Below are 24,891 nucleotides of genomic sequence, written 5' to 3'. Positions count from 1 at the left end.
TTCCGGAGCACGCCAAGCCCCATGGCAGAGCAAGCATCCCTGAGTGATCGACTGAGCGCGCGTTTTGCCGGCGCGCAGGTCCATGTGGCGCAGCCGCGCGGCGAAGTCACCCTGGTCGTGCCGGCGCCGGAGTGGCATGCCACCTGCCAGGCGCTGCGCGACGAGTTCGGCTTCGACCAGCTGTCGGACCTGTGCGGCATCGACTACATGGGCTACGGCAGCGACGAGTGGGACACCTCGGACGTGTCCTCCAAGGGCTTCAGCCGCGGCGTGGAAGGCAAGGGCGTGGGCCGGTTCGCCTGGGGCGAGGCGCCGAGCGAGGAGGCCGCGCAGGGCATCGAGCCGATGCCGGTGCCCAAGGCCCGCTTCGGCGTGGTCGCGCAGCTGCGTTCCTATGCACACAACCTGATGCTGCGCGTGCGTTGCCATGCGCCGGACGACGACCTGCCGGTGGTGGCCTCGGTCACCGACCTGTGGCCGGGCGCCAACTGGTTCGAGCGCGAGGCGTTCGACCTGTACGGCGTGGTGTTCGCCGGCCATCCGGACCTGCGCCGCATCCTCACCGACTACGGCTTCGTCGGCCATCCGTTCCGCAAGGATTTCCCGTTGATCGGCAACGTGGAGGTCCGCTACGACGAAGAGAAGAAGCGCGTGGTGTACGAGCCGGTGACCTCGGTCGAGCCGCGTGTCGGCGTGCCGCGCGTGATGCGCCACGACGCGCGCTACCAGACCGCCGCCGGCGAAGCCGCGCACAGGGAGTCCGCCAAGTGAGCGAGCTGCAGGCCCACGAGTACGAACCGGCCCACCAGGCCTTCGCGAGCAATCCCGCCGAGGCCCGGCAGGAGATCCGCAACTACACGATGAACTTCGGTCCCCAGCATCCGGCCGCGCACGGCGTGCTGCGCCTGATCCTGGAGATGGACGGCGAGACCGTGGTGCGCGCCGACCCGCACGTCGGCCTGCTGCACCGGGGCACCGAGAAGCTGGCCGAGTCCAAGCCGTTCAACCAGTCGATCGGCTACATGGATCGCCTGGACTACGTGTCGATGATGTGCAACGAGCATGCCTACGTGCGCGCGATCGAGACCCTGATGGGGATCGAGGCGCCCGAGCGCGCTCAGTACATCCGCACCATGTTCGACGAGATCACCCGCATCCTGAACCACCTGATGTGGGTCGGCTCCAACGCGCTCGACCTGGGCGCGATGGCGGTGATGCTGTACGCGTTCCGCGAGCGCGAGGAGCTGATGGACTGCTACGAGGCGGTCAGCGGCGCGCGCATGCACGCGACGTACTACCGGCCCGGCGGCGTCTACCGCGACCTGCCCGACCACATGCCCAAGTACAAGGAGTCGCGCTGGCACAAGGGCAAGGCGCTCAAGCGCCTGAACGAGTCCCGCGAAGGCTCGATGCTCGACTTCCTCGAGGACTTCACCAACACCTTCCCGGGGCGGGTGGACGAGTACGAGACCCTGCTCACCGACAACCGCATCTGGAAGCAGCGCACCGTCGGCATCGGCGTGGTGACGCCGGAGCTGGCCAAGGCCTGGGGCATGACCGGGGTCATGCTGCGCGGCTCGGGCATCGAGTGGGACCTGCGCAAGAAGCGGCCCTACGCCAAGTACGACGCGGTGGATTTCGACATCCCGGTCGGCCGCGAGGGTGACTGCTACGACCGCTACCTGTGCCGCGTGGCCGAGATGCGCCAGTCCAACCGCATCATCAGGCAGTGCGTGGACTGGCTGAAGGCCAACCCCGGCCCGGTGATCGTGCGCAACTTCAAGGTCGCCCCTCCGCACCGCGCGGAGATGAAGGACGACATGGAAGCGCTGATCCACCACTTCAAGCTGTTCTCCGAGGGCTACTGCGTGCCGGCCGGCGAGACCTATGCCGCGGTGGAGGCGCCCAAGGGCGAATTCGGTTGCTACCTGGTGTCCGACGGTGCCAACAAGCCGTTCCGCGTGCACCTGCGCGCGCCGGGCTTCGCGCATCTGTCCTCCATCGACGCGATCGCGCGCGGACACCTGCTGGCCGACGTCGTGGCGATGATCGGCACTTACGATTTGGTATTCGGTGAGGTCGACCGATGAAGGCGACAGGCAATTTCGAGGCGGCGCGCAACGTCGACCCGATGGTGGTGCTGAGCGATGCGACGCGCGCCCACATCGACCATTGGCTGGGCAAGTTCCCGGCAGACCGCAAGCGTTCGGCGGTGCTGCAGGGCCTGCACGCGGCGCAGGAGCAGAACCGGGGCTGGCTGTCGGACGAGCTGATCGCCGCGGTGGCCAAGTACCTGGACATCCCGCCGGTGTGGGCCTACGAGGTCGCCAGCTTCTACTCGATGTTCGAGACCGAGCCGGTCGGCCGCCACAACGTGGCCTTCTGCACCAACATCAGCTGCTGGCTCAACGGCGGCGAGGAACTGGCGCAGTACGCCGAGCACAAGCTCGGCTGCAAGCGCGGCCAGTCCACCGCCGACGGCCGCGTCTACCTCAAGCGCGAGGAGGAGTGCCTGGCCGCCTGCGCCCATGCGCCGATGATGGTCATCGACGGTCACTACCACGAGCACCTGACCAAGGAAAAGGTCGACGAACTGCTGGACGGGCTGGAGTAACGGCATGGCAGACCATCACGAATCCCGCGGCCCGGTCGGGCCGGCGCCGCAGCCGCACCAGGTGGTCTACACCACCCTGCATTTCGACACGCCCTGGTCCTACGAGAGCTACCTGAAGACCGGCGGCTACCAGGCGCTGCGCAAGATCCTGGAAGAGAAGATCCCGCCCGAGCAGGTGGTGGAGATGGTCAAGCAGTCCGGCCTGCGCGGCCGCGGCGGCGCGGGCTTCCCCACCGGCCTGAAGTGGTCGTTCATGCCCAAGGGCGCGCCGGTCAAGTACATGCTGTGCAACTCGGACGAGTCCGAGCCGGGCACCTGCAAGGACCGCGACATCCTGCGCTACAACCCGCACTCGGTGATCGAGGGCATGGCCATCGGTTGCTATGCCACCGGCAGCCGCTACGGCTACAACTACATGCGCGGCGAGTTCCACCACGAGCCGTTCGAGCACTTCGAGCAGGCGCTCAGGGATGCCTATGCCAACGGCTGGCTGGGCGAGAACATCCTCGGCAGCGGCGTGGACATCGACATCTACGCCGCGCTCGGCGCCGGCGCCTACATCTGCGGCGAAGAGACCGCGCTGATGGAGTCGCTGGAAGGCAAGAAGGGCCAGCCGCGGTTCAAGCCGCCGTTCCCGGCCAACTTCGGCCTGTACGGCAAGCCGACCACCATCAACAACACCGAGACCTACGCCTCGGTGCCGGCGATCGTGCGCAACGGCGCGGAGTGGTTCAAGGGCCTGAGCAAGACCGCCAACGGCGGCCCGAAGATCTTCTCGGTGTCCGGCTGCGTGCAGAAGGGCGGCAACTTCGAGGTGCCGCTGGGCACCACCTTCGACGAGCTGCTGGAGATGGCCGGCGGCCTGCGTCCCGGCCGCAAGCTCAAGGCCGCGGTCCCGGGCGGCGTGTCGATGCCGGTGCTCAAGGCCGAGCAGCTCAAGGGGCTGCAGATGGACTACGACACCCTGCGCGCGCTCGGCACCGGCCTGGGCTCGGGCGCGATCGTGGTGCTGGACGACAGCGTCTGCTGCGTGCGCTTCGCCTGCCGCATCTCGCAGTTCTTCCACAAGGAATCGTGCGGCCAGTGCACGCCGTGCCGCGAGGGCACCGGCTGGATGCACCGCGTGCTCGAGCGCATCGTCGCCGGCAAGGCCACGATGGAGGACCTGCACCAGCTCAAGAACATCGCCGGGCAGATCGAGGGCCACACCATCTGTGCCTTCGGTGAGGCCGCGGCGTGGCCGATCCAGGGCTTCCTGCGCCAGTTCTGGGACGAATTCGAGTACTACATCGTCAACGGCCATTCGATCGTCGACGCGCAACTGGGAGTGGCCGCATGAGCGCGCAGCCCGTGAACCCCGACGTGCCACCGGACCACGTCGCCATCGAGATCGACGGCCAGCGCCTGGTCGTGCCGAAGAACTCGATGATCATCCAGGCCGCCGACAAGGCCGGCATCCCGATCCCGCGCTTCTGCTACCACGAGAAGCTGCCGATCGCCGCCAACTGCCGCATGTGCCTGGTGGACACCGAGGTCGGCGGGCGCTCGGCGCCCAAGCCGTCGCCGGCCTGCGCCACGCCGGTGATGGACGGCATGAAGGTGTTCACGCGCAACGAGAAGGCGCTGAACTACCAGCGCCACGTGATGGAATTCCTGCTCATCAACCACCCGCTGGACTGCCCGATCTGCGACCAGGGCGGCGAGTGCGAGCTGCAGGACGTCTCGCTCGGCTACGGCCGTTCGGTCAGCCGCTTCAACGAGCGCAAGCGCGTGGTGCCAGACGAGGACATTGGTCCGCTGGTCGCCACCGAGATGACCCGCTGCATCCAGTGCACCCGTTGCGTGCGCTTCACCGCGGAAGTGGCCGGCACTTACGAGCTGGGCGGCATGTACCGCGGCGAGAACCTGCAGATCGGTACCTACGACGGCAAGCCGTTGACCACCGAGCTGTCGGGCAACGTCATCGACGTGTGCCCGGTCGGCGCGCTGACCAACAAGGTGTTCCAGTTCCGCGCCCGTCCGTGGGAGCTGCAGGCGCGCGAGTCGCTGGGCTACCACGACGCGATGGGCTCCAACCTGTTCCTGCACGTGCGCCGGGGCGAGGTGCTGCGCACCGTGCCGCGCGACAACGAGGCGGTCAACGAGTGCTGGCTGTCCGACCGCGACCGCTATTCGCACCAGGGCCTGTACGCGGAGGACCGCGCCGTGCGTCCGCTGCAGAAGGTGGACGGGCAGTGGCGCGAGGTGTCCTGGGCCGAGGCCCTGGCCGCCGCCACCGAGCTCCTCGGCGCCGCCCGCGGCGACGACCTCGGCGTACTGGTGCACCCGGCCACCTCCAACGAGGAAGGCGAGCTGCTGGCGCGCCTGGCCGCGGGCCTGGGCAGCGGCAACATCGACCACCGCATCGGCAACCGCGACTTCTCCGATGGCGCCGTGGCCGAGCCGTTCGCGCTGCCGCTGGCCGAGATCGAGCAGGCCGACGTGATCGTGGTGGTGGGCAGCAACGTGCGCCACGAGCTGCCGCTGCTGCATGCCCGGCTGCGCAAGGCGCAGACCAAGCACGGGGCGAAGATCCATTCGATCAACCCGGTCGATTTCGACTTCGCCTTCGCCCAGGCCGGCAAGCAGATCGTGCCGCCGTCGGGCTACGCCCAGGCCCTGGCCGACGCCGCGCTGGGCGAGGCCGTCAAGGGAGCCACCCGCGCGGTGGTCATCGTCGGGGCGCTGGTGGAGAACCATCCGCAGGCGGCCACGCTGCGCAAGGCGGTGGCCGATTTCGCCGCCGCCACCGGCGCGGCGCTGTGCCGCATCCCGCAGGGCGCCAACGCGGTCGGCCTGGTGCGCCGCGGCGTGCTGCCGGCCGCGCGCGACGTCGCGGCGATGCTCGCCGAGCCGCGCAAGGCCTATGTGCTGTACGGCATCGAGCCGGGCCTGGACTTCGCCGATGCCGCCGGCGCGCGCAAGGCCCTGGCCGGGGCCAAGGTGGTGGCCTTCAGCCAGTTCGCCTGCGCTTCCACCCGCGATGTCGCCGACCTGATCTTGCCGATCGGCGCGCTGCCGGAGATCGAGGCCACGCTGACCAACCTGGACGGCCGCGACCAGGCGGCCCATGCCGGCGCCAAGCTGCCGGTGGAGGCCCGCGAGGGCTGGCGGGTGCTGCGCGCGCTGGGCGCCGAGCTGGCGCTGCCCGGGTTCGATTTCATCGACCTGGCCGGCCTGCGCGGCACGCTCGGGGAGCGCCGGGTGGCGCTTGCGCCTTCCGCCCAGCCGCAGGCCGAAGGGCAGGGGCTGGAGCTGGCGGTGACGCCGGCCATCTACCGCACCGACGCGGTGGTGCGCCGCGCGACCGCGCTGCAGGCCCATCCGCTCAACGTCGGCGCGCGCGTCGTGCTGGCGCCGGCCGATGCCGAGCGCGCCGGGCTCGCCGCCGGGCGCATGGCCAAGGTGGCGGCCGCGGCCGGCACCGCCACGCTGCCGGTGGAAGTGGACGATCGGGTGGCCGCGGGCGCGGCCTGGATCGAGACGGGACATGGTGCGACCGCCCCGCTGGGCGCCGGTCGGGTAACGGTGGTGGCGGCATGAACGAGTTGCTCCTGAACGCGGTCGACCCGCTGCATCAATGGTTTCTCTCGCTCGGTGCCCTCGGCATCGTGCTGTGGATCGTGCTCAAGATCCTGCTGATCGCCGTGCCGATCATCGTGGCGGTGGCCTTCTACGTGGTCTGGGAGCGCAAGCTGATCGGCTGGATGCACGTGCGCCACGGGCCGATGTACGTGGGCCTGGGCGGCCTGCTGCAGGCCTTCGCCGACGTGTTCAAGCTGCTCACCAAGGAGATCATCCGGCCGAGCGGCGCGCACAAGGCCATGTACGTGCTGGCGCCGCTGATCGTGCTCGCCCCGGCGTTCGCGGCGTGGGCGGTGGTGCCGTTCGACTACCGGCTGGTGCTCTCCAACGCCAACGCCGGCCTGCTGTACCTGCTGGCGATGACCTCGCTGGGCGTGTACGGCATCATCCTGGCCGGCTGGGCCTCCAACTCCAAGTACGCCTTCCTCGGCGCGATGCGCTCGGCCGCGCAGGTGGTCAGCTACGAGATCGCCATGGGCTTCGCCCTGGTCGGGGTGATGATCGCCGCCGGCAGCCTCAACCTGACCCAGATCGTGCTGGCCCAGCAGGGCAGCTCCGGCTTCTTCGACTGGTTCCTGCTGCCGCTGTTCCCGCTGTTCATCATCTACTGGGTGTCCGGCGTGGCCGAGACCAACCGCGCGCCGTTCGACGTGGTCGAGGGCGAGTCGGAGATCGTGGCCGGGCACATGGTCGAGTACTCCGGCGGCGCGTTCGCGCTGTTCTTCCTGGCCGAGTACGCCAACATGATCCTGGTCAGCTTCCTGATCTCGATCTTCTTCCTCGGCGGCTGGCTGAGCCCGATCCAGGGCTGGGTGGGCGGCGACGTCTCCCCGTGGATCGACTGGGTGTGGAAGGGCGGCTGGCCGTGGCTGCTGCTCAAGGCGGTGTTCTTCATGAGCGCCTACATCTGGTTCCGTGCCAGCTTCCCGCGCTACCGCTACGACCAGATCATGCGCCTGGGCTGGAAGGTGTTCATCCCGCTGAGCATCGGCTGGATCGCGGTGACGGCGCTGATGGTGTTCTACGGCGTGATCCAGAAGGGCGTCTGATCGATGAACAAGCTCATCCATTTCTTCAAGAGCCTGATGCTGCTGGAACTGCTCGGCGGCCTGTGGCTGACGCTGAAGTACACCTTCAAGCCGAAGTACACCGTGCTGTACCCGATGGAGAAGTTCCCGCAGTCGCCGCGCTTCCGCGGTCTGCATGCGCTGCGCCGCTATCCCAACGGCGAGGAGCGCTGCATCGCCTGCAAGCTGTGCGAGGCGGTGTGCCCGGCCCTGGCGATCACCATCGACTCGACCAAGCGCGAGGACGGCACGCGCCGCACCACCCGCTACGAGATCGACCTGTTCAAGTGCATCTTCTGCGGCTTCTGCGAGGAGAGCTGCCCGGTCGACTCGATCGTGGAGACCCATATCCACGAGTACCACTTCGAGAACCGCGGCGAGAACGTGGTCACCAAGCCGCAGCTGCTGGCGCTGGGCGACCGGCTCGAGGCCGAGATCGCCGAACGTCGCGCCGCCGACGCCGCCTACCGCTGAGGTCACGATGGACTGGGTCAAGATCGCCTTCTACTTCTTCTCCATCACCGCGGTGGCCTCCGCCGCCGCGGTGGTGAGCGTGCGCAACACGGTCTACGCCGTGCTGTGCCTGATCCTCACCTTCTTCTCCGTCGCCTGCGTGTGGCTGCTGGTGGGCGCCGAGTTCCTCGGCGTGGCGCTGGTGCTGGTCTACGTCGGCGCGGTGATGGTGCTGTTCCTGTTCGTGGTGATGATGCTGGACCTGGACATGGAGAAGCTGCGCGAAGGCTGGGTGCGCTACCTGCCGCTCGGCCTGGTCGTGGCCGTGGTGATGCTGGTGCAGATGCTGAGCCTGATCGGCGTCAAGGCGCGCGGCGCCACGCCGTTCCCGGCCGACAACGCCGCCGCGGTGGCCGCCGACAGTTCCAACATCCACTGGCTGGCGCAGAGCCTGTTCACCCGCTACCTGCTGCCGTTCGAGTTCGCCGCGGTGATCCTGACGGTGGCCGTGGTGGCGGCGGTGATGCTGACCCTGCGCCACCGCACCGGCGTCAAGCGCCAGGACGTGGGCGAGCAGGTGCGGGTGCGCGCCGGCGACCGCCTGCGCATGGTGAGCATGGACGTGGAGCGTCCGGCACCCGCCGTCGAACCCGCTGCCGATCCGGAGGCCAAGCCATGATCACCCTCGGCCACATGCTGGCCCTCGGCGCGGTGCTGTTCTGCATCAGCCTGGCGGGCATCTTCCTCAACCGCAAGAACGTGATCGTGCTGCTGATGTCGATCGAACTGCTGCTGCTGGCGGTCAACATCAACTTCGTCGCCTTCTCGCGCCAGCTCGGCGATCCGGCCGGCCAGCTGTTCGTGTTCTTCATCCTGACCGTCGCCGCGGCCGAGGCCGCCATCGGGCTGGCGATCCTGGTGACCCTGTTCCGTACCCGCCACACGATCAACGTGGGCGAAGTCGATTCGCTGAAGGGCTGATCCGAAGATGGAAACCACTCTCTCCAAGGGTCTGCTGATCGCGGTGGTGCTGGCGCCGCTGCTGGGCAGCCTCGTCGCCGGCCTGCTGGGCCGCCAGGTCGGGCGCAAGGGCGCGCAATACGTGACCATCGCCGGCGTGGCGCTCAGCTGCGCGCTGTCGTGCTGGGCGTTCTACCAGCTGGTCTGCCAGGGGGCGGTGCCGTTCAACGAGAACCTGTACACCTTCTTCGACGTCGGCAACTACTCGGCCCATGTCGGCTTCATGGTCGATCGCATGACCGCGATGATGATGGTGGTGGTGACCTTCGTCTCGCTGCTGGTGCACATCTACACGATCGGCTATATGGCCGACGATCCGAGCTACCAGCGTTTCTTCAGCTACATCTCGCTGTTCACCTTCTCCATGCTCACCCTGGTGATGAGCAACAACTTCCTGCAGTTGTTCTTCGGCTGGGAGGCGGTGGGTCTGGTGTCGTACCTGCTGATCGGTTTCTGGTTCAAGCGCCCGACCGCGGTGTTCGCCAACCTGAAGGCGTTCCTGATGAACCGCGTGGGCGACTTCGGCTTCCTGCTGGGCATCGCCGGCGTGCTGCTGTGGTTCGGCACGCTCGACTACGCCACGGTGTTCGCCAACGCGCCGCTGCTGGCCGGTGCGCAGATCCAGCTGTTCGAGGGCCATACCTGGAGCGTGATGACGCTGATCTGCATCTGCCTGTTCATCGGTGCGATGGGCAAGTCGGCGCAGGTGCCGCTGCACGTGTGGTTGCCGGACTCGATGGAAGGCCCGACCCCGATCTCGGCGCTGATCCACGCCGCGACCATGGTCACCGCCGGCATCTTCATGGTGGCGCGCATGTCGCCCCTGTTCGAGCTGTCGCAGACCGCGCTGCACTTCGTGTTGTTCATCGGCGCCACCACCGCGTTCTTCACCGGCCTGATCGGCATCGTGCAGAGCGACATCAAGCGCGTGGTCGCCTACTCGACCCTGTCGCAGCTGGGCTACATGACCGTGGCGCTGGGCGTGTCGGCCTACTCGGCGGCAGTGTTCCACCTGATGACCCACGCCTTCTTCAAGGCGCTGCTGTTCCTCGGCGCCGGCTCGGTGATCATCGCCATGCACCACGAGCAGGACATGCGCAAGATGGGCGGGCTGCGCAAGTACATGCCGGTCACCTTCGCGACCATGTGGATCGGCACGCTGGCGCTGGTCGGCACGCCGTTCTTCTCCGGCTTCTACTCCAAGGACACGATCATCGAGGCCGCGCAGCACCACGCCGAGGTCAGCGGCAGCTGGGTGGCCAGCTACGGCTACTGGGCCGTGCTCGGCGGCGTGCTGGTCACCAGCTTCTACAGCTTCCGCCTGCTGTTCCTGACCTTCCACGGCAAGGAGCGCTTCCGCGACGCGCACGACGGCCACGGCCATGCCGCGCATGCGCATGGCGACGTCGAGCACACCGACGCCGAGGCCCAGGTGCACGCCCATGCCGATGACCATGGCCACGGCGCGCACGAACCGCACGAGTCGCCGTGGGTGGTGACGATCCCGCTGATCCTGCTGGCGATCCCGTCCGTGGCGATCGGTTTCTTCACCATGGGGCCGCTGCTGTTCGGCACCGACTGGGCCGGCCACCACCCCGAGGGCGGGGTGCCGGGGCAGGTGCTGACCTTCTTCAGCGGCATCGTCGATTTCTACGATCCGGCGCGCGATACCGTGGCGTTCCTGGGCCATGAGTTCCACGGGCCGGTGGCCTTCGCCCTGCACGGGCTCACCGGTGCGCCGTTCCTGCTGACCCTGGCCGGCTTCCTGCTGGCGGCGCTGATGTACCTGTGGAAGCCGTCGCTGGCCCCGGCCGCGCGCAAGGCCTTCGCGCCGATCGTGTGGGTGCTGGAGAACAAGTACGGCTTCGACAAGCTGTGGATCAACGGTTTCGGCGGCGGCGGCATCGCGCTGGGCAAGGTGGCCAGCTCGGTCGACCGCGGCCTGATCGACGGCGTGGCGGTCAATGGCACCGCGCGCCTGGTCGACCTGGCGGCCCACGTGCTGCGCCGTACCCAGTCCGGCTACCTCTACCACTACGCCTTCGCGATGATCATCGGTCTGATCGCCCTGCTGGCGGTTCTGATGCACTTCTGGCGTTGACCTTACGGAATTGAAGACGTGTCCAACTGGCCCCTACTGAGTCTGCTGATCTGGCTGCCGATCCTCGGCGGCGCGCTGATCCTCGCCGTGCGCGACGCCCGGCTGGCCCGCTGGGCTGCGCTGGGGGTGGCGCTGGCGACCTTCCTGCTGAGCATCCCCCTGTTCACGCACTTCGACCGCGCCAGCGATGCCATGCAGTTCGTCGAGCAGCATCCGTGGATCCCCTCGTTCGGCATCGGCTACAACCTGGGCGTGGACGGCATCGCCGCGGTGCTGGTGCTGCTGACCACGCTGGTCACGGTGCTGGCGCTGATCGGCGCCTGGACCGCGATCCAGAAGCGGGTCAACCAGTACGTGGCGGCCTTCCTGATCCTGGAGGGCGTCACCGTCGGCATCTTCGCCGCCACCGACGCGATGCTGTTCTACGTGTTCTTCGAGGCGATGCTGGTGCCGATGTTCCTGATCATCGGCGTGTGGGGCGGTCCGCGGCGCATCTACGCGGCGCTGAAGTTCTTCCTGTACACCTTCCTCGGCTCGCTGTTCATGCTGGTCGGGCTGATCTACCTGTACCTGAAGAGCGGCAGCTTCCAGCTGGCCGACCTGTACCAGCTGCAGCTCACCTCCCGCGAGCAGACCTGGCTGTTCTTCGCCTTCCTGCTCGCGTTCGCGGTCAAGGTGCCGATGTTCCCGGTGCACACCTGGCTGCCCGACGCGCACGTGGAGGCGCCGACCGCCGGTTCGGTGATCCTGGCGGCGATCGCGCTGAAGATCGGCGGCTACGGCTTCCTGCGCTTCAACCTGCCGATCGTGCCCGATGCCAGCCACGACTTCGCCTGGCTGGTGATCGCGCTGTCGCTGATCGCGGTGATCTACGTCGGCCTGGTCGCGCTGGTCCAGGAGGACATGAAGAAGCTGGTCGCGTATTCCTCGATCGCGCACATGGGCTTCGTGACCCTGGGCTGCTTCATCGCCTTCACCCTGGTGCGCGACTACGGCAGCGTCGATGCCGCGCGCCTGGGCCTGCAGGGCGCGATGGTGCAGATGGTCTCGCACGGTTTCGTCTCCGGCGCGATGTTCTCGTGCATCGGCGTGCTGTACGACCGCATGCACACCCGCCGCATCGCCGACTACGGCGGCGTGGCCAACGTGATGCCCTGGTTCGCCGCCTTCGCCATGCTGTTCTACATGGCCAACTGCGGCCTGCCGGGCACCAGCGGCTTCGTCGGCGAGTTCATGGTGATCCTGGCCGCCTTCCAGGAGCATCCGCTGGTGGCGCTGGCCGCGGCGAGCACGCTGATCATCGGCGCGGCCTATACCCTGTGGCTGTACAAGCGCGTGTTCTTCGGCGAGGTGGCCAACGCGCACGTGGCGGCATTGAAGGACATCAACGGGCGCGAGGTGCTGGTGCTGGGCGTGTTCGCCATCGGCGTGCTGGTGCTGGGCTTCTATCCCAAGCCGTTGACCGACCTGATGGAACCGTCGATCGCCAAGCTCGCCGCGCAGATCGCCGTCACCAAGCTGTGACCGGGCAAGAACCGATTTTCCAGGACTAGATTGATGACCACGCCGACGTCCCTGCCGTTGTCCGCCGCCGATGTAGCACCGCTCGTTCCCGAGCTGGTGGTGATCGGGGGCGCCTTCGCCCTGCTGATCCTGGACCTGTTCATCAGCCAGAAGAACAAGCTCTGGACGCATGTCCTGTCGGTGGCGGTCCTGCTCGCGGCCCTGGTCCTGCTCGTCGCCGGAGCGGGTGGGCAGGGGACGGTGTTCAGCGGCATGTTCGTGCGCGACGCCGCCTCGGACGTGATGAGCACGGTGGTGGTGCTGCTCGGCCTGCTGACCCTGCTGTACGGCTGGAGCTACCTGCGCGAGCGCGGGCTCTACCAGGGCGAGGTGCCGGTGCTGCTGCTGTTCGCCACCGCCGGCATGATGATGCTGGTCTCGGCCGGCAGCCTGCTGACCGCCTACCTGGGCCTGGAACTGCTGGCGCTGTGCTCCTATGCGCTGGTCGCCTGCGACCGCGACAGCCGCCTGGCCACCGAAGCGGCGATGAAGTACATCGTGCTCGGCTCGCTGGCCTCGGGCCTGCTGCTGTACGGCATGTCGCTGGTGTACGGCGCCACCGGCACCCTGGAACTGTCGGCCATCCACGACGCCATCGCCGGCTCGCCGGACCGCACCCTGCTGCTGACCGGCACGGTGTTCATGATCGCCGGCGTGGCCTTCAAACTCGGTGCCGCTCCGTTCCACATGTGGCTGCCGGACGTCTACCAGGGCGCACCGGCGCCGGTCGCCCTGTTCATCAGCTCCGCGCCCAAGCTGGCCGCCTTCGGCATGGCCTACCGCCTGCTGGAAGTGGGCATGGGCCCGCTGTACCCGGAGTGGAAGTGGCTGGTCGCCGGCCTGGCGGCGCTGTCGCTGGTGGTCGGCAACCTGATGGCGGTGGCGCAGAGCAATCTCAAGCGCATGCTGGCCTATTCGACCGTCTCGCACATCGGCTTCCTGCTGCTCGGCGTGGCCGGCGGCGGTGCCGACGGGTTCGCGGCGGCGCTGTTCTACGCGATCAGCTATGCGCTGATGTCCACCGCGTCCTTCGGCGCGATCATCGCGCTCTCGCGTGGCGGTTTCGAGGCGCAGGCCATCGACGACTTCAAGGGCCTGAACGCGCGCAATCCGTGGATGGCCGGCCTGGTGCTGCTGATCATGACCTCGCTGGCCGGCGTGCCGCCGCTGCTGGGCTTCTGGGCCAAGCTGGACGTGCTGGCCGCGGCCGTGCACGGCGGGCTGCTGTGGCTGGCCATCGTCGGCGTGGTGTGCGCGGTGGTCGGCGCGTTCTACTACCTGCGCGTGGTCAAGGTGATGTACTTCGACGAGCCGGTGGGCGAGCCGTTGCCGGCCAACCACGACCGCCTGCTGGGCGTCTTGCTGGGCGTGAACGCGCTGCTGCTGCTGGTGGCGCCGCTGTTCCTGAACCGCATCGTGGCCTGGTGCCAGGCCGCGTTCGTGCAGATCCCCTGATAATCGTGAATAGGGGTTGCACTTTCCGCCGGCATACCCCATAATCTCATTCCTCTGCTGCGGGGTGGAGCAGTCTGGCAGCTCGTCGGGCTCATAACCCGAAGGTCGCAGGTTCAAATCCTGCCCCCGCTACCACATTCATCTGCAATTGCAGATGCAGCAGATAGAACGGCAGCCCTCGGGTTGCCGTTCTTGTTTTTGGCTTGCGGGCGCAAATCCCGCAAGCCTATAATCGCGGTGCTCATTGGCAAGCATGGTCCGGTTCGATGCATCCGGTCGATGGCTTGCCAGCGGATTTCGGCGACAGGCCAGCGGCTTCGCCGACGGCCAGGCGGAGGATTGTTCTTCCCTCCGCGCCGGAATCTGACCGGAGAACGACCGGACAAGGGCCCTCGGGGCCCTTTGTCGTTTTCGGCATGTGCAATGTTTCGCATCGGCGGTCGGCGCGTGCCGGCTGTCTTCCCTCTGGAATCGTGGACAACGTGACCGACAAGGCGACCGAAATCTCGACTTTGCTGGCCCCCACCGTGCAGGCGCTGGGGCTGGAACTGCTGGGCGTGGAATATCTTCCCGCGCCGGGTGGGGCCACCTTGCGCCTGTACATCGACGTGCCGCCGGCCGAGTGGGCCGAGCGCGCGGTCGATATCGACGACTGCGAGCGGGTGAGCCGCGAGGTGTCCGCGCAGCTGGACGTGGAGGACCCGATCAGCGGCAACTACACCCTGGAGGTGTCCTCGCCGGGCGTGGACCGGCCGCTGTTCACCGCCGCGCAGTTCGCCCGCCATGCCGGCGAGTCGGCCAAGGTCGTCCTGAAGCTGCCGCAGGACGGGCGCCGCCGCCTGCAGGGCGAGATCCTGCGGGTGGGGGAGGACGCCGTCATCGCCTTCCGCGTCGACGGTGCCGAGATCGCCGTCGCCTTCGACAACATCGACAAGGCCCGCCTGATCCCCGACTGGGAAGCGCTGGGCCTGGCCCCGAGCAAGCCCGGCAAGGGCACGGGCGGCCGTTCCGGCAAGCGCCCCGCGCCTGCCGGCGGCAAGAACACGCAACCTTCCAACGAGCCTGCGGCCGACAAGCCGCGCCCGGAGTAACTGAATGAGCAAGGAACTTCTGCTGGTAGTGGATGCGGTCGCCAACGAGAAGGGCGTCCCGCGCGAGGTGATCTTCGAGGCGATCGAGGCCGCGCTGGCTTCGGCGGCCAAGAAGCGCTACCCCGACCAGGACGTGCTGACCCGCGTATCGATCGACCACAAGGACGGCACCTACGAGACCTTCCGCCGCTGGGAAGTGGTGCCCGACGACGTGGTGATGGAATCGCCCGACCGCCAGATCCGGCTGATGGACGCGGTCGACGAGGCCGACGGCGTGGACGTCGGCGACTACATCGAGGAACAGATCGAGAACCCCGACTTCGGCCGCATCGCCGCGCAGGCCGCCAAGCAGGTGATCGTGCAGCGCGTGCGCGAGGCCGAGCGCCAGCAGGTCGTGGACGCCTGGAAGGACCGCGTCGGCGAGCTGGTCACCGGCGTGGTCAAGCGCGTGGAGCGCGGCAATGTCTACGTCGACCTGGGCGGCAACGCCGAGGCGCTGATCCCGAAGGACAAGGCCATCCCGCGCGACATCGTGCGCACCGGCGACCGCGTGCGCGGCTACCTGTACGACGTGCGCAACGAGCCGCGCGGCCCGCAGCTGTTCATCAGCCGCGCCGCCCCGGAATTCATGATCGAGCTGTTCAAGCTCGAGGTGCCGGAAGTGGGCCAGGGCCTGGTCGAGATCAAGGCCTGCGCCCGCGATCCGGGCGACCGCGCCAAGATCGCGGTGATCGCCCACGACACCCGCACCGATCCGATCGGCGCCTGCATCGGCATGCGCGGCTCGCGCGTGCAGGCGGTGTCCAACGAGCTCAACGGCGAGCGCGTGGACATCGTGCTGTGGAACGAGAACCCGGCCAACTTCGTCATCAACGCGATGGCGCCGGCCGAGGTGCAGTCGATCATCGTCGATGAAGAGAAGCATTCGATGGACCTGGCCGTGGCCGAGGACCGGCTGGCCCAGGCGATCGGCAAGGGCGGCCAGAACGTGCGCCTGGCCAGCCGCCTGACCGGCTGGCAGCTCAACGTGATGACCGCCGACCAGGTGCAGGCCAAGAGCGAGGCCGAGCAGGCCGCCGCCCGCCATCTGTTCATGGAGAAGCTGGAGGTGGACGAGGAAATCGCCGGCATCCTGGTGGCCGAGGGCTTCGGCACCGTCGAGGAGATCGCCTACGTGCCGGTCGGCGAGCTGCTGGCGGTGGAAGGCTTCGACGAGGACATCGTCGAGGAGCTGCGTGCCCGCGCCCGCGACGCGCTGCTCAACGAGGCGCTGGCGGAGGAAGAGGAACACGGCCCGACCGAGGACCTGCTGGCCCTGGACGGCATGGACGAGGCCACCGCGCACGCGCTCGCCGAGCATGGCGTGCGCACCGCCGAGGACCTGTCCGACCTGGCCGCCGACGAGGTCGCCGAATTCGGCATCGAAGGCCTGGATGACGAGCGCGCCGCCGCGCTGATCCTGGCCGCCCGTGCCGAGGAGATCGCCCGCCTGGAGCGCGGCGAATGATCCGGCGATGAACAGCGCCCTGAGCCGCTCAGGGCTTGGAACCCGCGCCACCTTCGCATGGGAGGGGGCGCCCAGAACACCATAGGATCCGAATGTCGCAGCAAACCACCATCCGCAAGCTTGCCGAGCTGGTCAACACGCCGGTCGAGAAACTGCTGGAACAGCTGGCCGAGGCCGGCATGAAGTTCAGCGGTCCCGACCAGGTCGTGACCAGCACCGAAAAGATGAAGCTGCTCGGCTTCCTGCGTCGCACCCACGGCAAGGCGGAAGCGCCGGTCGAGGCGGTGGCGGCCCCGAAGAAGATCACGCTCAACCGCCGCAAGTTGCAGGAAGTGACGGTGAACGCGGGGCGCAGCAAGACCACGGTGAACGTCGAGGTCCGGCAGAAGCGCACCTACGTCAAGGCCGAGCATGCCCCCGAGGCGGCGACATCCGGAAGCGCCCCCCGCCGCGCCTCGCCGCCCGCCGGCCCGGTGGACGACGAGCGCGCCGAGATCCTGCGCAAGCTCGAGGAGTCGCGCCAGCGCAACCTCGAGGAGCAGCAGCGCCTGGCCGAGCAGGACCGCCAGCGCGCCGAGGAGCTCGAGCGCAAGCGCAAGGAAGAGGAAGCCGAGAAGGCGCGCCTGGAGGCCGAGCGCAAGGCCGCCGAGGGCGTGGCCGCGGCGGTGGAGCAGGCCGAGGAGGCCGCCCCGCGCAGTGCCCGTCCCGCGGCGCCTGCCGCCCCGCGCCCGGCGGCGCCTGCGCGTACCGACACCCATGGCCGCCATCGCCGCGGCCAGGAAGAAGAGGACAACGGCAGCCGGTTCGGCGGCAAGCTGCACCTGTCGGCGGCCGACCGTGCCCGCCGCGGCAGCGGTGCCAACGCCCGCGGCAAGGGCCGCCCGGGTGCGCCGCGCCGCCAGTCCGACAACGGTCGCGCCGGCAGCCACGGCTTCGAGCGCCCGACCGCGCCGGTGGTGCGCGAAGTCGCCATCGGCGACTCGATCACCGTCGCCGATCTCGCCCAGAAGCTGGCGATGAAGGGCGGCGACGTGGTCAAGGCGCTGTTCAAGATGGGCGTCATGGCGACGATCACCCAGAGCATCGACTACGACACCGCGGTGCTGGTCACCGAGGAACTCGGGCACAAGGCCGTGCGCGCGGACAGCAACGACGTCGAGGACGTGCTGCTGGCCCAGATCGAGGAGTCGCAGGGCGAGCCCACGCCGCGTTCGCCGGTGGTCACCATCATGGGCCACGTCGACCACGGCAAGACCTCGCTGCTGGACTACATCCGCCGCACCAAGGTGGCCACCGGCGAGGCCGGCGGCATCACCCAGCACATCGGCGCCTACCGGGTGAAGACCTCGCGCGGGGAGATCAGCTTCCTCGATACCCCCGGCCATGCCGCCTTCACCTCGATGCGCGCGCGCGGCGCCAAGATCACCGACATCGTGGTCCTGGTGGTGGCCGCCGACGACGGCGTGATGCCGCAGACCAAGGAAGCCGTGCACCATGCACGCGCGGCCGGCGTGCCGCTGATCGTGGCGATCAACAAGGTCGACAAGTCCGACGCCGACCCGATGCGGGTCAAGAACGAGCTGCTCGGCGAGGACGTGGTGGCCGAGGAATTCGGCGGCGACACCCAGTTCGTCGAGGTCTCGGCCAAGACCGGCCAGGGCGTGGACGACCTGCTGGACGCGATCTCGCTGCAGGCCGAGGTGCTCGAGCTCAAGGCGATCCCGGACGGGCGCGCCAGCGGCACGGTCATCGAGTCCTCGCTGGACAAGGGCCGCGGCCCGGTGGCCACGGTGCTGGTGCAGCAGGGCCGCCTGAGCAAGGGCGACTTCCTGGTGTGCGGTACCCAGTACGGCCGCGTGCGCGCGCTGTTCGACGAGACCGGCGGGCAGCCGGAGTCGGCCGGCCCGTCCACGCCGGTGCAGGTGCTCGGCCTGTCGGGCGTGCCCGACGCCGGCGACGACTTCGTCGTGGTCGACGACGAGCGCCTGGCCAAGAGCGTGGCCCAGCAGCGCGATGTCAAGCGCCGCGAGTCGCGCCTGGTGCAGTCGGCCGGCAACCGCATGGAGGACATCCTGGCGCAGATGGGCAAGGGCGAGGGCCAGCAGGTGCTCAACCTGCTGATCAAGGCCGACGTGCAGGGTTCGGTGGAAGCGCTCAGGCAGGCGCTGGTGGCGCTGTCCAACGACGAGATCCGCATCAACGTGATCCACGCCGGCGTCGGCGGCATCACCGAGTCCGACGCGAACTCGGCGGTGGCGTCCAAGGCCACGGTGATCGGCTTCAACGTCCGTGCCGACGCCTCGGCGCGCAAGATCATCGAGTCCAGCGGCGTGGACCTGCGCTACTTCTCGATCATCTACGACGTGATCGACCAGGTGAAGCAGGTCGCTTCGGGCCTGCTCGGCGTGGAGATCCGCGAGGAGATCATCGGTATCGCCGAGGTGCGCGACGTGTTCCGCAGCTCCAAGTTCGGCGCGGTGGCCGGCTGCATGGTCACCGAGGGCGTGGTCAGGAAGAACAAGCCCATCCGCGTGCTGCGCGACAACACCGTGGTGTTCGAGGGCGAGCTGGAATCGCTGCGCCGCTTCAAGGACAACGTCGAGGAAGTGCGCAGCGGTACCGAGTGCGGCATCGGCGTTAAGGCCTACAACGACGTGCAGCCCGGCGACCAGATCGAGTGCTTCGAGCGCATCGAGGTCCAGCGCACGCTGTGACCGGTGGTTCACGGCCGGGTGGCCCATGATGTCCATGGACGCCCGGTCCGGTTGTAGGAGGAGATCAAGATGCCCGCCAAGTCATTCCAGCGTACCGACCGCGTTTCCGCCGAACTCCGCCGCGAGCTCGGCATCCTGGTGCACAACGCCGTGCGCGAGCACGGCCTGCCCTCGGTGAGCGTGTCCGACGTGGAGGTCACCCGCGACCTGGCCCATGCCAAGGTGTTCGTGACCGCGCTGCAGCCGGAGCGCTCGGTCGAGGCGATCCGCGGCCTCAAGGACCTGGGGCGCGAGCTGCGCATGCAGCTGGCCCATGCGGTCAAGATGCGCCACGTGCCCGAGCTGCATTTCCAGTACGACGATTCGGTCGACCGCGGCGAGCGCATCGAGGCGCTGCTGCGCGAATCGCCCGACGCCACCGCCAAGGACTGACACCCGCGGCCGGTCCCGCCGGCCCGGCCCGCGGAACCGGACCGGGCCCTGCTTTCGCTGCATGAACCCGAAGACTTCATCACGCCCGCGCATCGCGTTCCGGCGGCTCGACGGCCTGCTGCTGCTCGACAAGCCCGGTGGCATGAGTTCCAACCAGGCCCTGCAGGAGGCGCGCCGGCTGCTGCGTGCCGACAAGGGCGGCCATACCGGCAGCCTGGATCCGCTGGCCACCGGCATGCTGCCGCTGTGCTTCGGCGAGGCGACCAAGATCGCCGGCCAGTTGCTCGGCGCGGACAAGGCCTACCTGGCCGATGTCGTGCTGGGCGCGACCACCGATACCGACGATGCCGACGGCCAGGTGCTGCGCCAGCGGCCGGTGCTGGCGCTCGACGTGGCCACGGTGCAGGCGGCGCTGGTGCCGCTGACCGGCCACATCCGCCAGCGCGCGCCGGTCTACTCGGCCCTCAAGCAGGGCGGCGAGCCGCTGTACGCCAAGGCCCGGCGCGGGGAGGCGATCGAGGCCCCCGAGCGCGAGGTCCAGGTCCACGCCGTCGAGGTGCTCGAGCACGCCGGCGAACGCCTGCGCCTGCACGTCACCTGCGGCTCCGGTACCTACATCCGCAGCCTGGCGCGCGACCTGGGCGAGGCCCTGGGCTGCGGCGCGCACATCGCCGGCCTGCGGCGGCTGTGGGTGGATCCATTCCGGACGGCGCGCATGGTCACGCTGGACGAGCTGCGGGCCGCGGTCGCTGCGGGCGACGACGCACTGGCCGGCTGCCTGCTGCCGCTGGCCGCCGGCCTGGCCGGATTCCCGCGGCTGGTGCTGGACCCGGACCGCGCCGTGCGTTTCCGCCAGGGCCAGCGCCTGTGGGAGCCGGCGGTGGGCGCCGGCCTGTGGGCGGTGTTCGAGGCGTCCGGCGCGCCGCTGGGGCTGGCCCGCGGCGAGGCGAGCGGGCGCTTGTCGCCGCAGCGCCTGTTCAATCCTTCCCCGGCCACGCCGGCGGGGCATGACTGAACGTCCGGGGGCCGTCGGCGCCCGAACTTGTCCGGACCCGGCCGGATCGGTACAATTTGCCCGCCTTTGCAGGCATCCGGCGCGTTCGGCGCCACTTCCCAGAGCTAGCGGCGGGCCACGCGGTGCGTACACACGTTCCTGCGGGCCGCGCATCCATTGAGAGCATTCCCATGAGCATCGACACCCAGAAGATCATTGCCGACAACGCGCGCGGCACCAACGACACCGGTTCGCCGGAAGTGCAGGTCGCCCTGCTGACCGCGCGCATCGAGCAGCTGACCGAGCACTTCAAGATCCACAAGAAGGACCACCACAGCCGGCGCGGCCTGCTGCAGCTGGTCAACCAGCGCCGCAGCCTGCTCGACTACCTCAAGCGCAAGGACGTCGAGCGTTACAAGGCCCTGATCGAGAAGCTCGGTCTGCGCCGCTGACCGTTCTCCACCGCCGCGGCGCAGTAATGCGCCGCGGCGTCGTTTTGGCCGCTGCCCGCAGCGGTACCGCATTCCGGCCGGATCCTCCCGGCCAGCCGCTTCCGGCAAGGGCCGGGGACGGTTCCACGCAATGCAGGCATCATCCAAGGAAACCCCCGTGGCAAAAATCACCAAAACCTTCCAGTACGGCAAACATACCGTCACCCTGGAGACGGGCGAAGTCGCCCGTCAGGCCAGCGGTGCCGTCATCGTCAAGATGGACGACACCGTACTGCTGGTCACCGCCGTCGCCGCCAAGAGCGCGCGCGAGGGCCAGGACTTCTTCCCGCTGACCGTGGACTACCAGGAGAAGTTCTACGCCGGTGGTCGCATCCCGGGTGGCTTCTTCAAGCGCGAGGGCCGCGCGACCGAGCACGAGACGCTGATCTCGCGCCTGATCGACCGTCCGATCCGCCCGCTGTTCCCCGAGGACTACAAGAACGAGATCCAGATCATCGCCACGGTGATGTCGCTGAATCCGGAGATCCCGGGCGACATCCCGGCGCTGATCGGCGCCTCGGCCGCCCTGGCGCTGGCCGGCACCCCGTTCCAGGGCCCGATCGGCGCGGCCAAGGTCGGCTACAAGGACGGCCAGTACATCCTCAACCCGACCACCTCCGAGCTGAAGGAATCGCAGCTGGAGCTGGTCGTGGCCGGTACCGCCAACGCGGTGCTGATGGTGGAGTCGGAAGCCCAGCTGCTGAGCGAGGACGTGATGCTCGGCGCGGTGATGTTCGGCCACCGCGAGATGCAGGTGGTGATCAACGCCATCAACGAGCTGACCGTCGAAGCCGGCACCAAGCCGTCCGAGTGGTCCGCCCCGGCCAAGAACGAGGCGCTGATCGCGGCGCTGAAGGACGCCGTCGGCGGCAAGCTGGCCGAGGCCTTCCAGATCCGCGACAAGCTGCAGCGCCGCGACGCCATCGCCGCAATCAAGGCCGACGTGGTCGAGTCGCTGGCCGGCCGCATCGAGGCCGAGGGCTGGGACAAGGCCGAGCTGTCCAAGGAATTCGGCGAGCTCGAGTACCACACCATGCGCGACGCGGTGCTGGACACCAAGGTCCGCATCGACGGCCGCACCCTGGACCAGGTCCGCCCGATCACCGTGAAGGCCGGCGTGCTGCCGCGCACCCACGGCTCGGCCATGTTCACCCGCGGCGAGACCCAGGCCATCGTGGTCACCACGCTGGGCACCGCCCGCGACGGCCAGATCATCGACGCCGTCTCCGGCGAATACCGCGAGAACTTCCTGTTCCACTACAACTTCCCGCCCTACTCGGTCGGCGAGTGCGGCCGCTTCGGCGCGCCCAAGCGCCGCGAGATCGGCCACGGCCGCCTGGCCAAGCGCGGCGTGCTGGCGGTGATGCCGTCGCTGGAGGAGTTCCCGTACACGATCCGCGTGGTCTCGGAGATCACCGAGTCCAACGGTTCCTCGTCGATGGCCTCGGTGTGCGGCTCCTCGCTGTCGCTGATGGACGCCGGCGTGCCGGTGAAGGCGCCGGTGGCGGGCATCGCCATGGGCCTGGTGAAGGAAGGCGAGCGCTTCGTCGTGCTCAGCGACATCCTCGGCGACGAGGACCACCTGGGCGACATGGACTTCAAGGTCGCCGGTACCTCCGAGGGCGTGTCCGCCCTGCAGATGGACATCAAGATCGACGGCATCACCGAGGAGATCATGAAGGTCGCCCTGGCGCAGGCCAAGCAGGGCCGCCTGCACATCCTCGGCGAGATGAGCAAGGCGCTGACCGCGCCGCGTTCGGAGCTGAGCGACTACGCGCCGCGCCTGCTGACCGTGAAGATCCACCCGGACAAGATCCGCGAAGTGATCGGCAAGGGCGGTTCGACCATCCAGGCGATCACCAAGGAGACCGGCACCCAGATCGACATCCAGGACGACGGCACGATCGTCATCGCCTCGGTCAACAACGCCTCGGCGCAGGAAGCCAAGCGCCGCATCGAGCAGATCACCTCGGACGTCGAGCCGGGCCGGATCTACGAGGGCAAGGTCGCCAAGATCATGGACTTCGGTGCGTTCGTGACCATCCTGCCCGGCAAGGACGGCCTGGTGCACGTCTCGCAGATCTCCGCCGAGCGCGTGGAGCGGGTCGGCGACGTGCTCAAGGAAGGCGACCTGGTCAAGGTCAAGGTGCTGGAAGTGGACAAGCAGGGCCGTATCCGCCTGTCCATGAAGGCCGTGGAAGAAGGCGAGGGCGTATCGACCGCCGAGTGATCGGCCTTCGTCCCACGCTGCAAAGAAAGCGGGCTTCGGCCCGCTTTCTTTTTGCCTCCCTGTAAAGCGGCGAACCGGGCCAGCGGCCGCGTGGCGATGCGCGGAGCTCTGTGCACCCGAAACACGGGGCGAAGACCGCTGGGCGCGTGGACTGCGAGCCGACAGGGCGCGCCGAGGTCACGCGCGCCTCTCGCGCACGGCGTCGGGAAGCGATAGGCACTGCACGGGGGCTTCTCCGCCAGCCACCGGATGCGCAAGCGGGTGGACGCGATCCGGTGGGCTTGCCCTGGTCGACCTGCGGAAGCCTGTTCTTTGCAGGCGGTGCGTCCCGGCGGGGCGGTTTCGCCCAGATCGACTTCGCCCCGGACCTGGGCTTCACCAACGTGGTCGACACCACGCTCGGCGCGATCGGGAGTGATGCAGGACATTGGCAGGAAGGCCCTGGCGTCCATTCCCTCACGGCGCAAGCCAGGGAAATTGCCAGCCGTGGGGGCTGGCCACGGCGCATGCCGGGGCGGACGGGCGAGGCGCGGCACCGGGCGCATTCGCTTCACTGCCCGGCCGGATCCTGCCGCCGCGGCCCGGGCCGCTGTCAATGCGCGCGATCGTGCCGGGGGACGGCCGTAGAGCGCGCGCAGTTCGTCCTTGGCGCGCTCCAGGACCTGGCGCTGGCCGGCATCCAGGTGCTTGCCGGCGCGGTTGATGTAGAAGGTCAGCATCGACATCGCCGAGCGGTAGGGTTCGGCCTTGCGGCGCGAGCTGTGCTCGGCCGAGCGCTTGAGCGAGCGGGCGATCGAACGCGGGTCGTCGCGTTCGAATACGCCCGGCACCAGGTCCATGGCGTCGCTGGTCTCGGTGACATGCTGCGACCAGCGCTTGGCCGGCGGCGAGGAACGGGAACGGTTGCGGGTAGGGGTGGCCATGGCGATTTCCTGGAAGGGCGCCGGCAGGGCGGCAGCGGCCGCGCCGGTACGCGGACCCTGGGGATCAGGCGTGCGCATGCGCCCGGGTGTGGGCCGCCTTGCGCGCCGCCGCCGAGCGACCGGCCGCACCCTTGGTGTGCGCCGCCTTCCTGGCCGCGGCGGAGCGCTCGCTGGCGGTGCGCTTGCCGGCGGCCTGCTTCGATTGCCGGGACAGGGCCGACTTCGATGCGGCCGAGGTGCCGGCCTTCTTCAGTGCCTTCTTGGTCGCCGCCGAACGGCTGGCCGAAGGTTTGCCGGGCCTGGAGGCGCTGCTCTCGTCCTTGGCCGCCTTGCGCTTGGTCGCGGCGGAGTCGCCCTTGGACGCGGGCACCTTGACGCCCGCCCGGCGTGCCTTGGACAGGCCGATGGCGATGGCCTGCTTGGTCGACTTGGCACCATGCTTGCCCTCGCGGACGTGCTCGATCTCCTCGTGGACGAATTCGCCGGCCTGGGTACCGGGGGACTTGCCGGCGCGCTTGTCGCGCCGGGCGTGTTCGACGGTCTTCTTCTCGGGCATCGGGCTTCTCCCTGTGATTGGACCTGGAGCGGATTCCGGCCCCGGTGTGGCGGGGG

Annotated in this window: 20 protein-coding genes, 1 tRNA gene and 1 pseudogene; 20 read left to right on the top strand and 2 right to left on the bottom strand. The window is 68.6% G+C overall.

What is annotated here, in order from left to right:
• Positions 1-21: 21 nt before the first annotated feature.
• The 20 genes from BN3794_RS09775 (at position 22) to pnp (ending at position 23,356) form a co-directional block, all read left to right on the top strand.
• A complete protein-coding gene (locus tag BN3794_RS09775; RefSeq protein ID WP_066096672.1) occupies positions 22-771 on the top strand; it encodes an NADH-quinone oxidoreductase subunit C in 750 nt (249 codons plus the stop codon).
• An 89-nt stretch (positions 772-860) separates the two neighbouring features.
• Positions 861-2,090: an NADH-quinone oxidoreductase subunit D gene (locus BN3794_RS09770; RefSeq protein ID WP_236493238.1), complete on the top strand. Its 1,230-nt coding sequence runs from the start codon at positions 861-863 to the stop codon at positions 2,088-2,090.
• Positions 2,087-2,614: an NADH-quinone oxidoreductase subunit NuoE gene (nuoE, locus tag BN3794_RS09765; protein ID WP_066096671.1), complete on the top strand. Its 528-nt coding sequence runs from the start codon at positions 2,087-2,089 to the stop codon at positions 2,612-2,614. The genes BN3794_RS09770 and nuoE overlap by 4 nt, the downstream gene beginning before the upstream one ends.
• A 4-nt stretch (positions 2,615-2,618) precedes the next feature.
• A complete protein-coding gene (gene nuoF, locus BN3794_RS09760; RefSeq protein WP_066096670.1) occupies positions 2,619-3,953 on the top strand; it encodes an NADH-quinone oxidoreductase subunit NuoF in 1,335 nt (444 codons plus the stop codon).
• The gene (gene nuoG / locus BN3794_RS09755; RefSeq protein WP_066096667.1) at positions 3,950-6,196 is read left to right on the top strand and encodes an NADH-quinone oxidoreductase subunit NuoG; all 2,247 of its coding nucleotides are present in this window, start codon (positions 3,950-3,952) and stop codon (positions 6,194-6,196) included. The genes nuoF and nuoG overlap by 4 nt, the downstream gene beginning before the upstream one ends.
• Positions 6,193-7,287, top strand: a complete 1,095-nt coding sequence (gene nuoH / locus BN3794_RS09750; RefSeq protein WP_066096662.1) for an NADH-quinone oxidoreductase subunit NuoH — start codon at positions 6,193-6,195, stop codon at positions 7,285-7,287. The genes nuoG and nuoH overlap by 4 nt, the downstream gene beginning before the upstream one ends.
• Before the next feature lie 3 nt (positions 7,288-7,290).
• Positions 7,291-7,779 carry an NADH-quinone oxidoreductase subunit NuoI gene (nuoI, locus tag BN3794_RS09745; RefSeq protein ID WP_066096661.1) on the top strand — a complete coding sequence of 163 codons (489 nt, stop codon included), beginning with the start codon at positions 7,291-7,293 and terminating at the stop codon, positions 7,777-7,779.
• A gap of 7 nt (positions 7,780-7,786) precedes the next feature.
• Complete coding sequence (locus tag BN3794_RS09740; RefSeq protein WP_066096658.1) at positions 7,787-8,437, top strand: NADH-quinone oxidoreductase subunit J; 651 nt, start codon at positions 7,787-7,789, stop codon at positions 8,435-8,437.
• A complete protein-coding gene (nuoK, locus tag BN3794_RS09735) occupies positions 8,434-8,739 on the top strand; it encodes an NADH-quinone oxidoreductase subunit NuoK (protein WP_066096656.1) in 306 nt (101 codons plus the stop codon). The genes BN3794_RS09740 and nuoK overlap by 4 nt, the downstream gene beginning before the upstream one ends.
• A gap of 7 nt (positions 8,740-8,746) precedes the next feature.
• Entirely contained in the window at positions 8,747-10,879 is a 2,133-nt protein-coding gene (gene nuoL, locus BN3794_RS09730; protein WP_066096654.1) for an NADH-quinone oxidoreductase subunit L, read from the top strand.
• 18 nt (positions 10,880-10,897) lie between these two features.
• Entirely contained in the window at positions 10,898-12,403 is a 1,506-nt protein-coding gene (locus BN3794_RS09725; protein WP_066096651.1) for an NADH-quinone oxidoreductase subunit M, read from the top strand.
• Positions 12,404-12,436: 33 nt separating this feature from the next.
• Positions 12,437-13,897, top strand: coding sequence for an NADH-quinone oxidoreductase subunit NuoN (gene nuoN / locus BN3794_RS09720; protein WP_066096648.1), 1,461 nt, complete (start codon positions 12,437-12,439; stop codon positions 13,895-13,897).
• A 58-nt stretch (positions 13,898-13,955) separates the two neighbouring features.
• A tRNA-Met gene (locus BN3794_RS09715) sits at positions 13,956-14,032 on the top strand.
• A gap of 347 nt (positions 14,033-14,379) precedes the next feature.
• Positions 14,380-14,988 carry a ribosome maturation factor RimP gene (gene rimP, locus BN3794_RS09710; RefSeq protein ID WP_066097221.1) on the top strand — a complete coding sequence of 203 codons (609 nt, stop codon included), beginning with the start codon at positions 14,380-14,382 and terminating at the stop codon, positions 14,986-14,988.
• A 4-nt stretch (positions 14,989-14,992) separates the two neighbouring features.
• Positions 14,993-16,495 (top strand): transcription termination factor NusA, encoded by a 1,503-nt coding sequence (nusA, locus tag BN3794_RS09705; RefSeq protein ID WP_066096645.1) that lies wholly within the window; start codon positions 14,993-14,995, stop codon positions 16,493-16,495.
• 92 nt (positions 16,496-16,587) lie between these two features.
• Positions 16,588-19,209 (top strand): translation initiation factor IF-2, encoded by a 2,622-nt coding sequence (gene infB / locus BN3794_RS09700; protein ID WP_066096642.1) that lies wholly within the window; start codon positions 16,588-16,590, stop codon positions 19,207-19,209.
• 69 nt (positions 19,210-19,278) lie between these two features.
• Positions 19,279-19,641, top strand: coding sequence for a 30S ribosome-binding factor RbfA (rbfA, locus tag BN3794_RS09695; protein ID WP_066096639.1), 363 nt, complete (start codon positions 19,279-19,281; stop codon positions 19,639-19,641).
• Positions 19,642-19,702: 61 nt separating this feature from the next.
• Complete coding sequence (gene truB / locus BN3794_RS09690; RefSeq protein WP_066096637.1) at positions 19,703-20,656, top strand: tRNA pseudouridine(55) synthase TruB; 954 nt, start codon at positions 19,703-19,705, stop codon at positions 20,654-20,656.
• Between the two features lie 170 nt (positions 20,657-20,826).
• Positions 20,827-21,087: a 30S ribosomal protein S15 gene (gene rpsO / locus BN3794_RS09685; RefSeq protein WP_066096634.1), complete on the top strand. Its 261-nt coding sequence runs from the start codon at positions 20,827-20,829 to the stop codon at positions 21,085-21,087.
• 157 nt (positions 21,088-21,244) lie between these two features.
• Positions 21,245-23,356, top strand: a complete 2,112-nt coding sequence (gene pnp / locus BN3794_RS09680) for a polyribonucleotide nucleotidyltransferase (RefSeq protein ID WP_066097219.1) — start codon at positions 21,245-21,247, stop codon at positions 23,354-23,356.
• 629 nt (positions 23,357-23,985) lie between these two features.
• On the opposite strand, the pseudogene BN3794_RS16940 reads toward pnp, so the two are convergent.
• A pseudogene (locus BN3794_RS16940) lies at positions 23,986-24,279 on the bottom strand (DUF3175 domain-containing protein); the annotation flags it as partial.
• Between the two features lie 64 nt (positions 24,280-24,343).
• On the bottom strand, positions 24,344-24,835 hold the full coding sequence (locus tag BN3794_RS09675) for a DUF6496 domain-containing protein (protein WP_066096631.1): 492 nt from the start codon (positions 24,833-24,835) through the stop codon (positions 24,344-24,346).
• Between the last annotated feature and the right edge of the window lie 56 nt (positions 24,836-24,891).

This window comes from Xanthomonas massiliensis (genome assembly GCF_900018785.1).
GTDB lineage: Bacteria > Pseudomonadota > Gammaproteobacteria > Xanthomonadales > Xanthomonadaceae > Xanthomonas_B > Xanthomonas_B massiliensis.
Note: the sequence above shows the minus strand (reverse complement) of the source record. Positions and strands in the feature narration are given on the sequence as shown.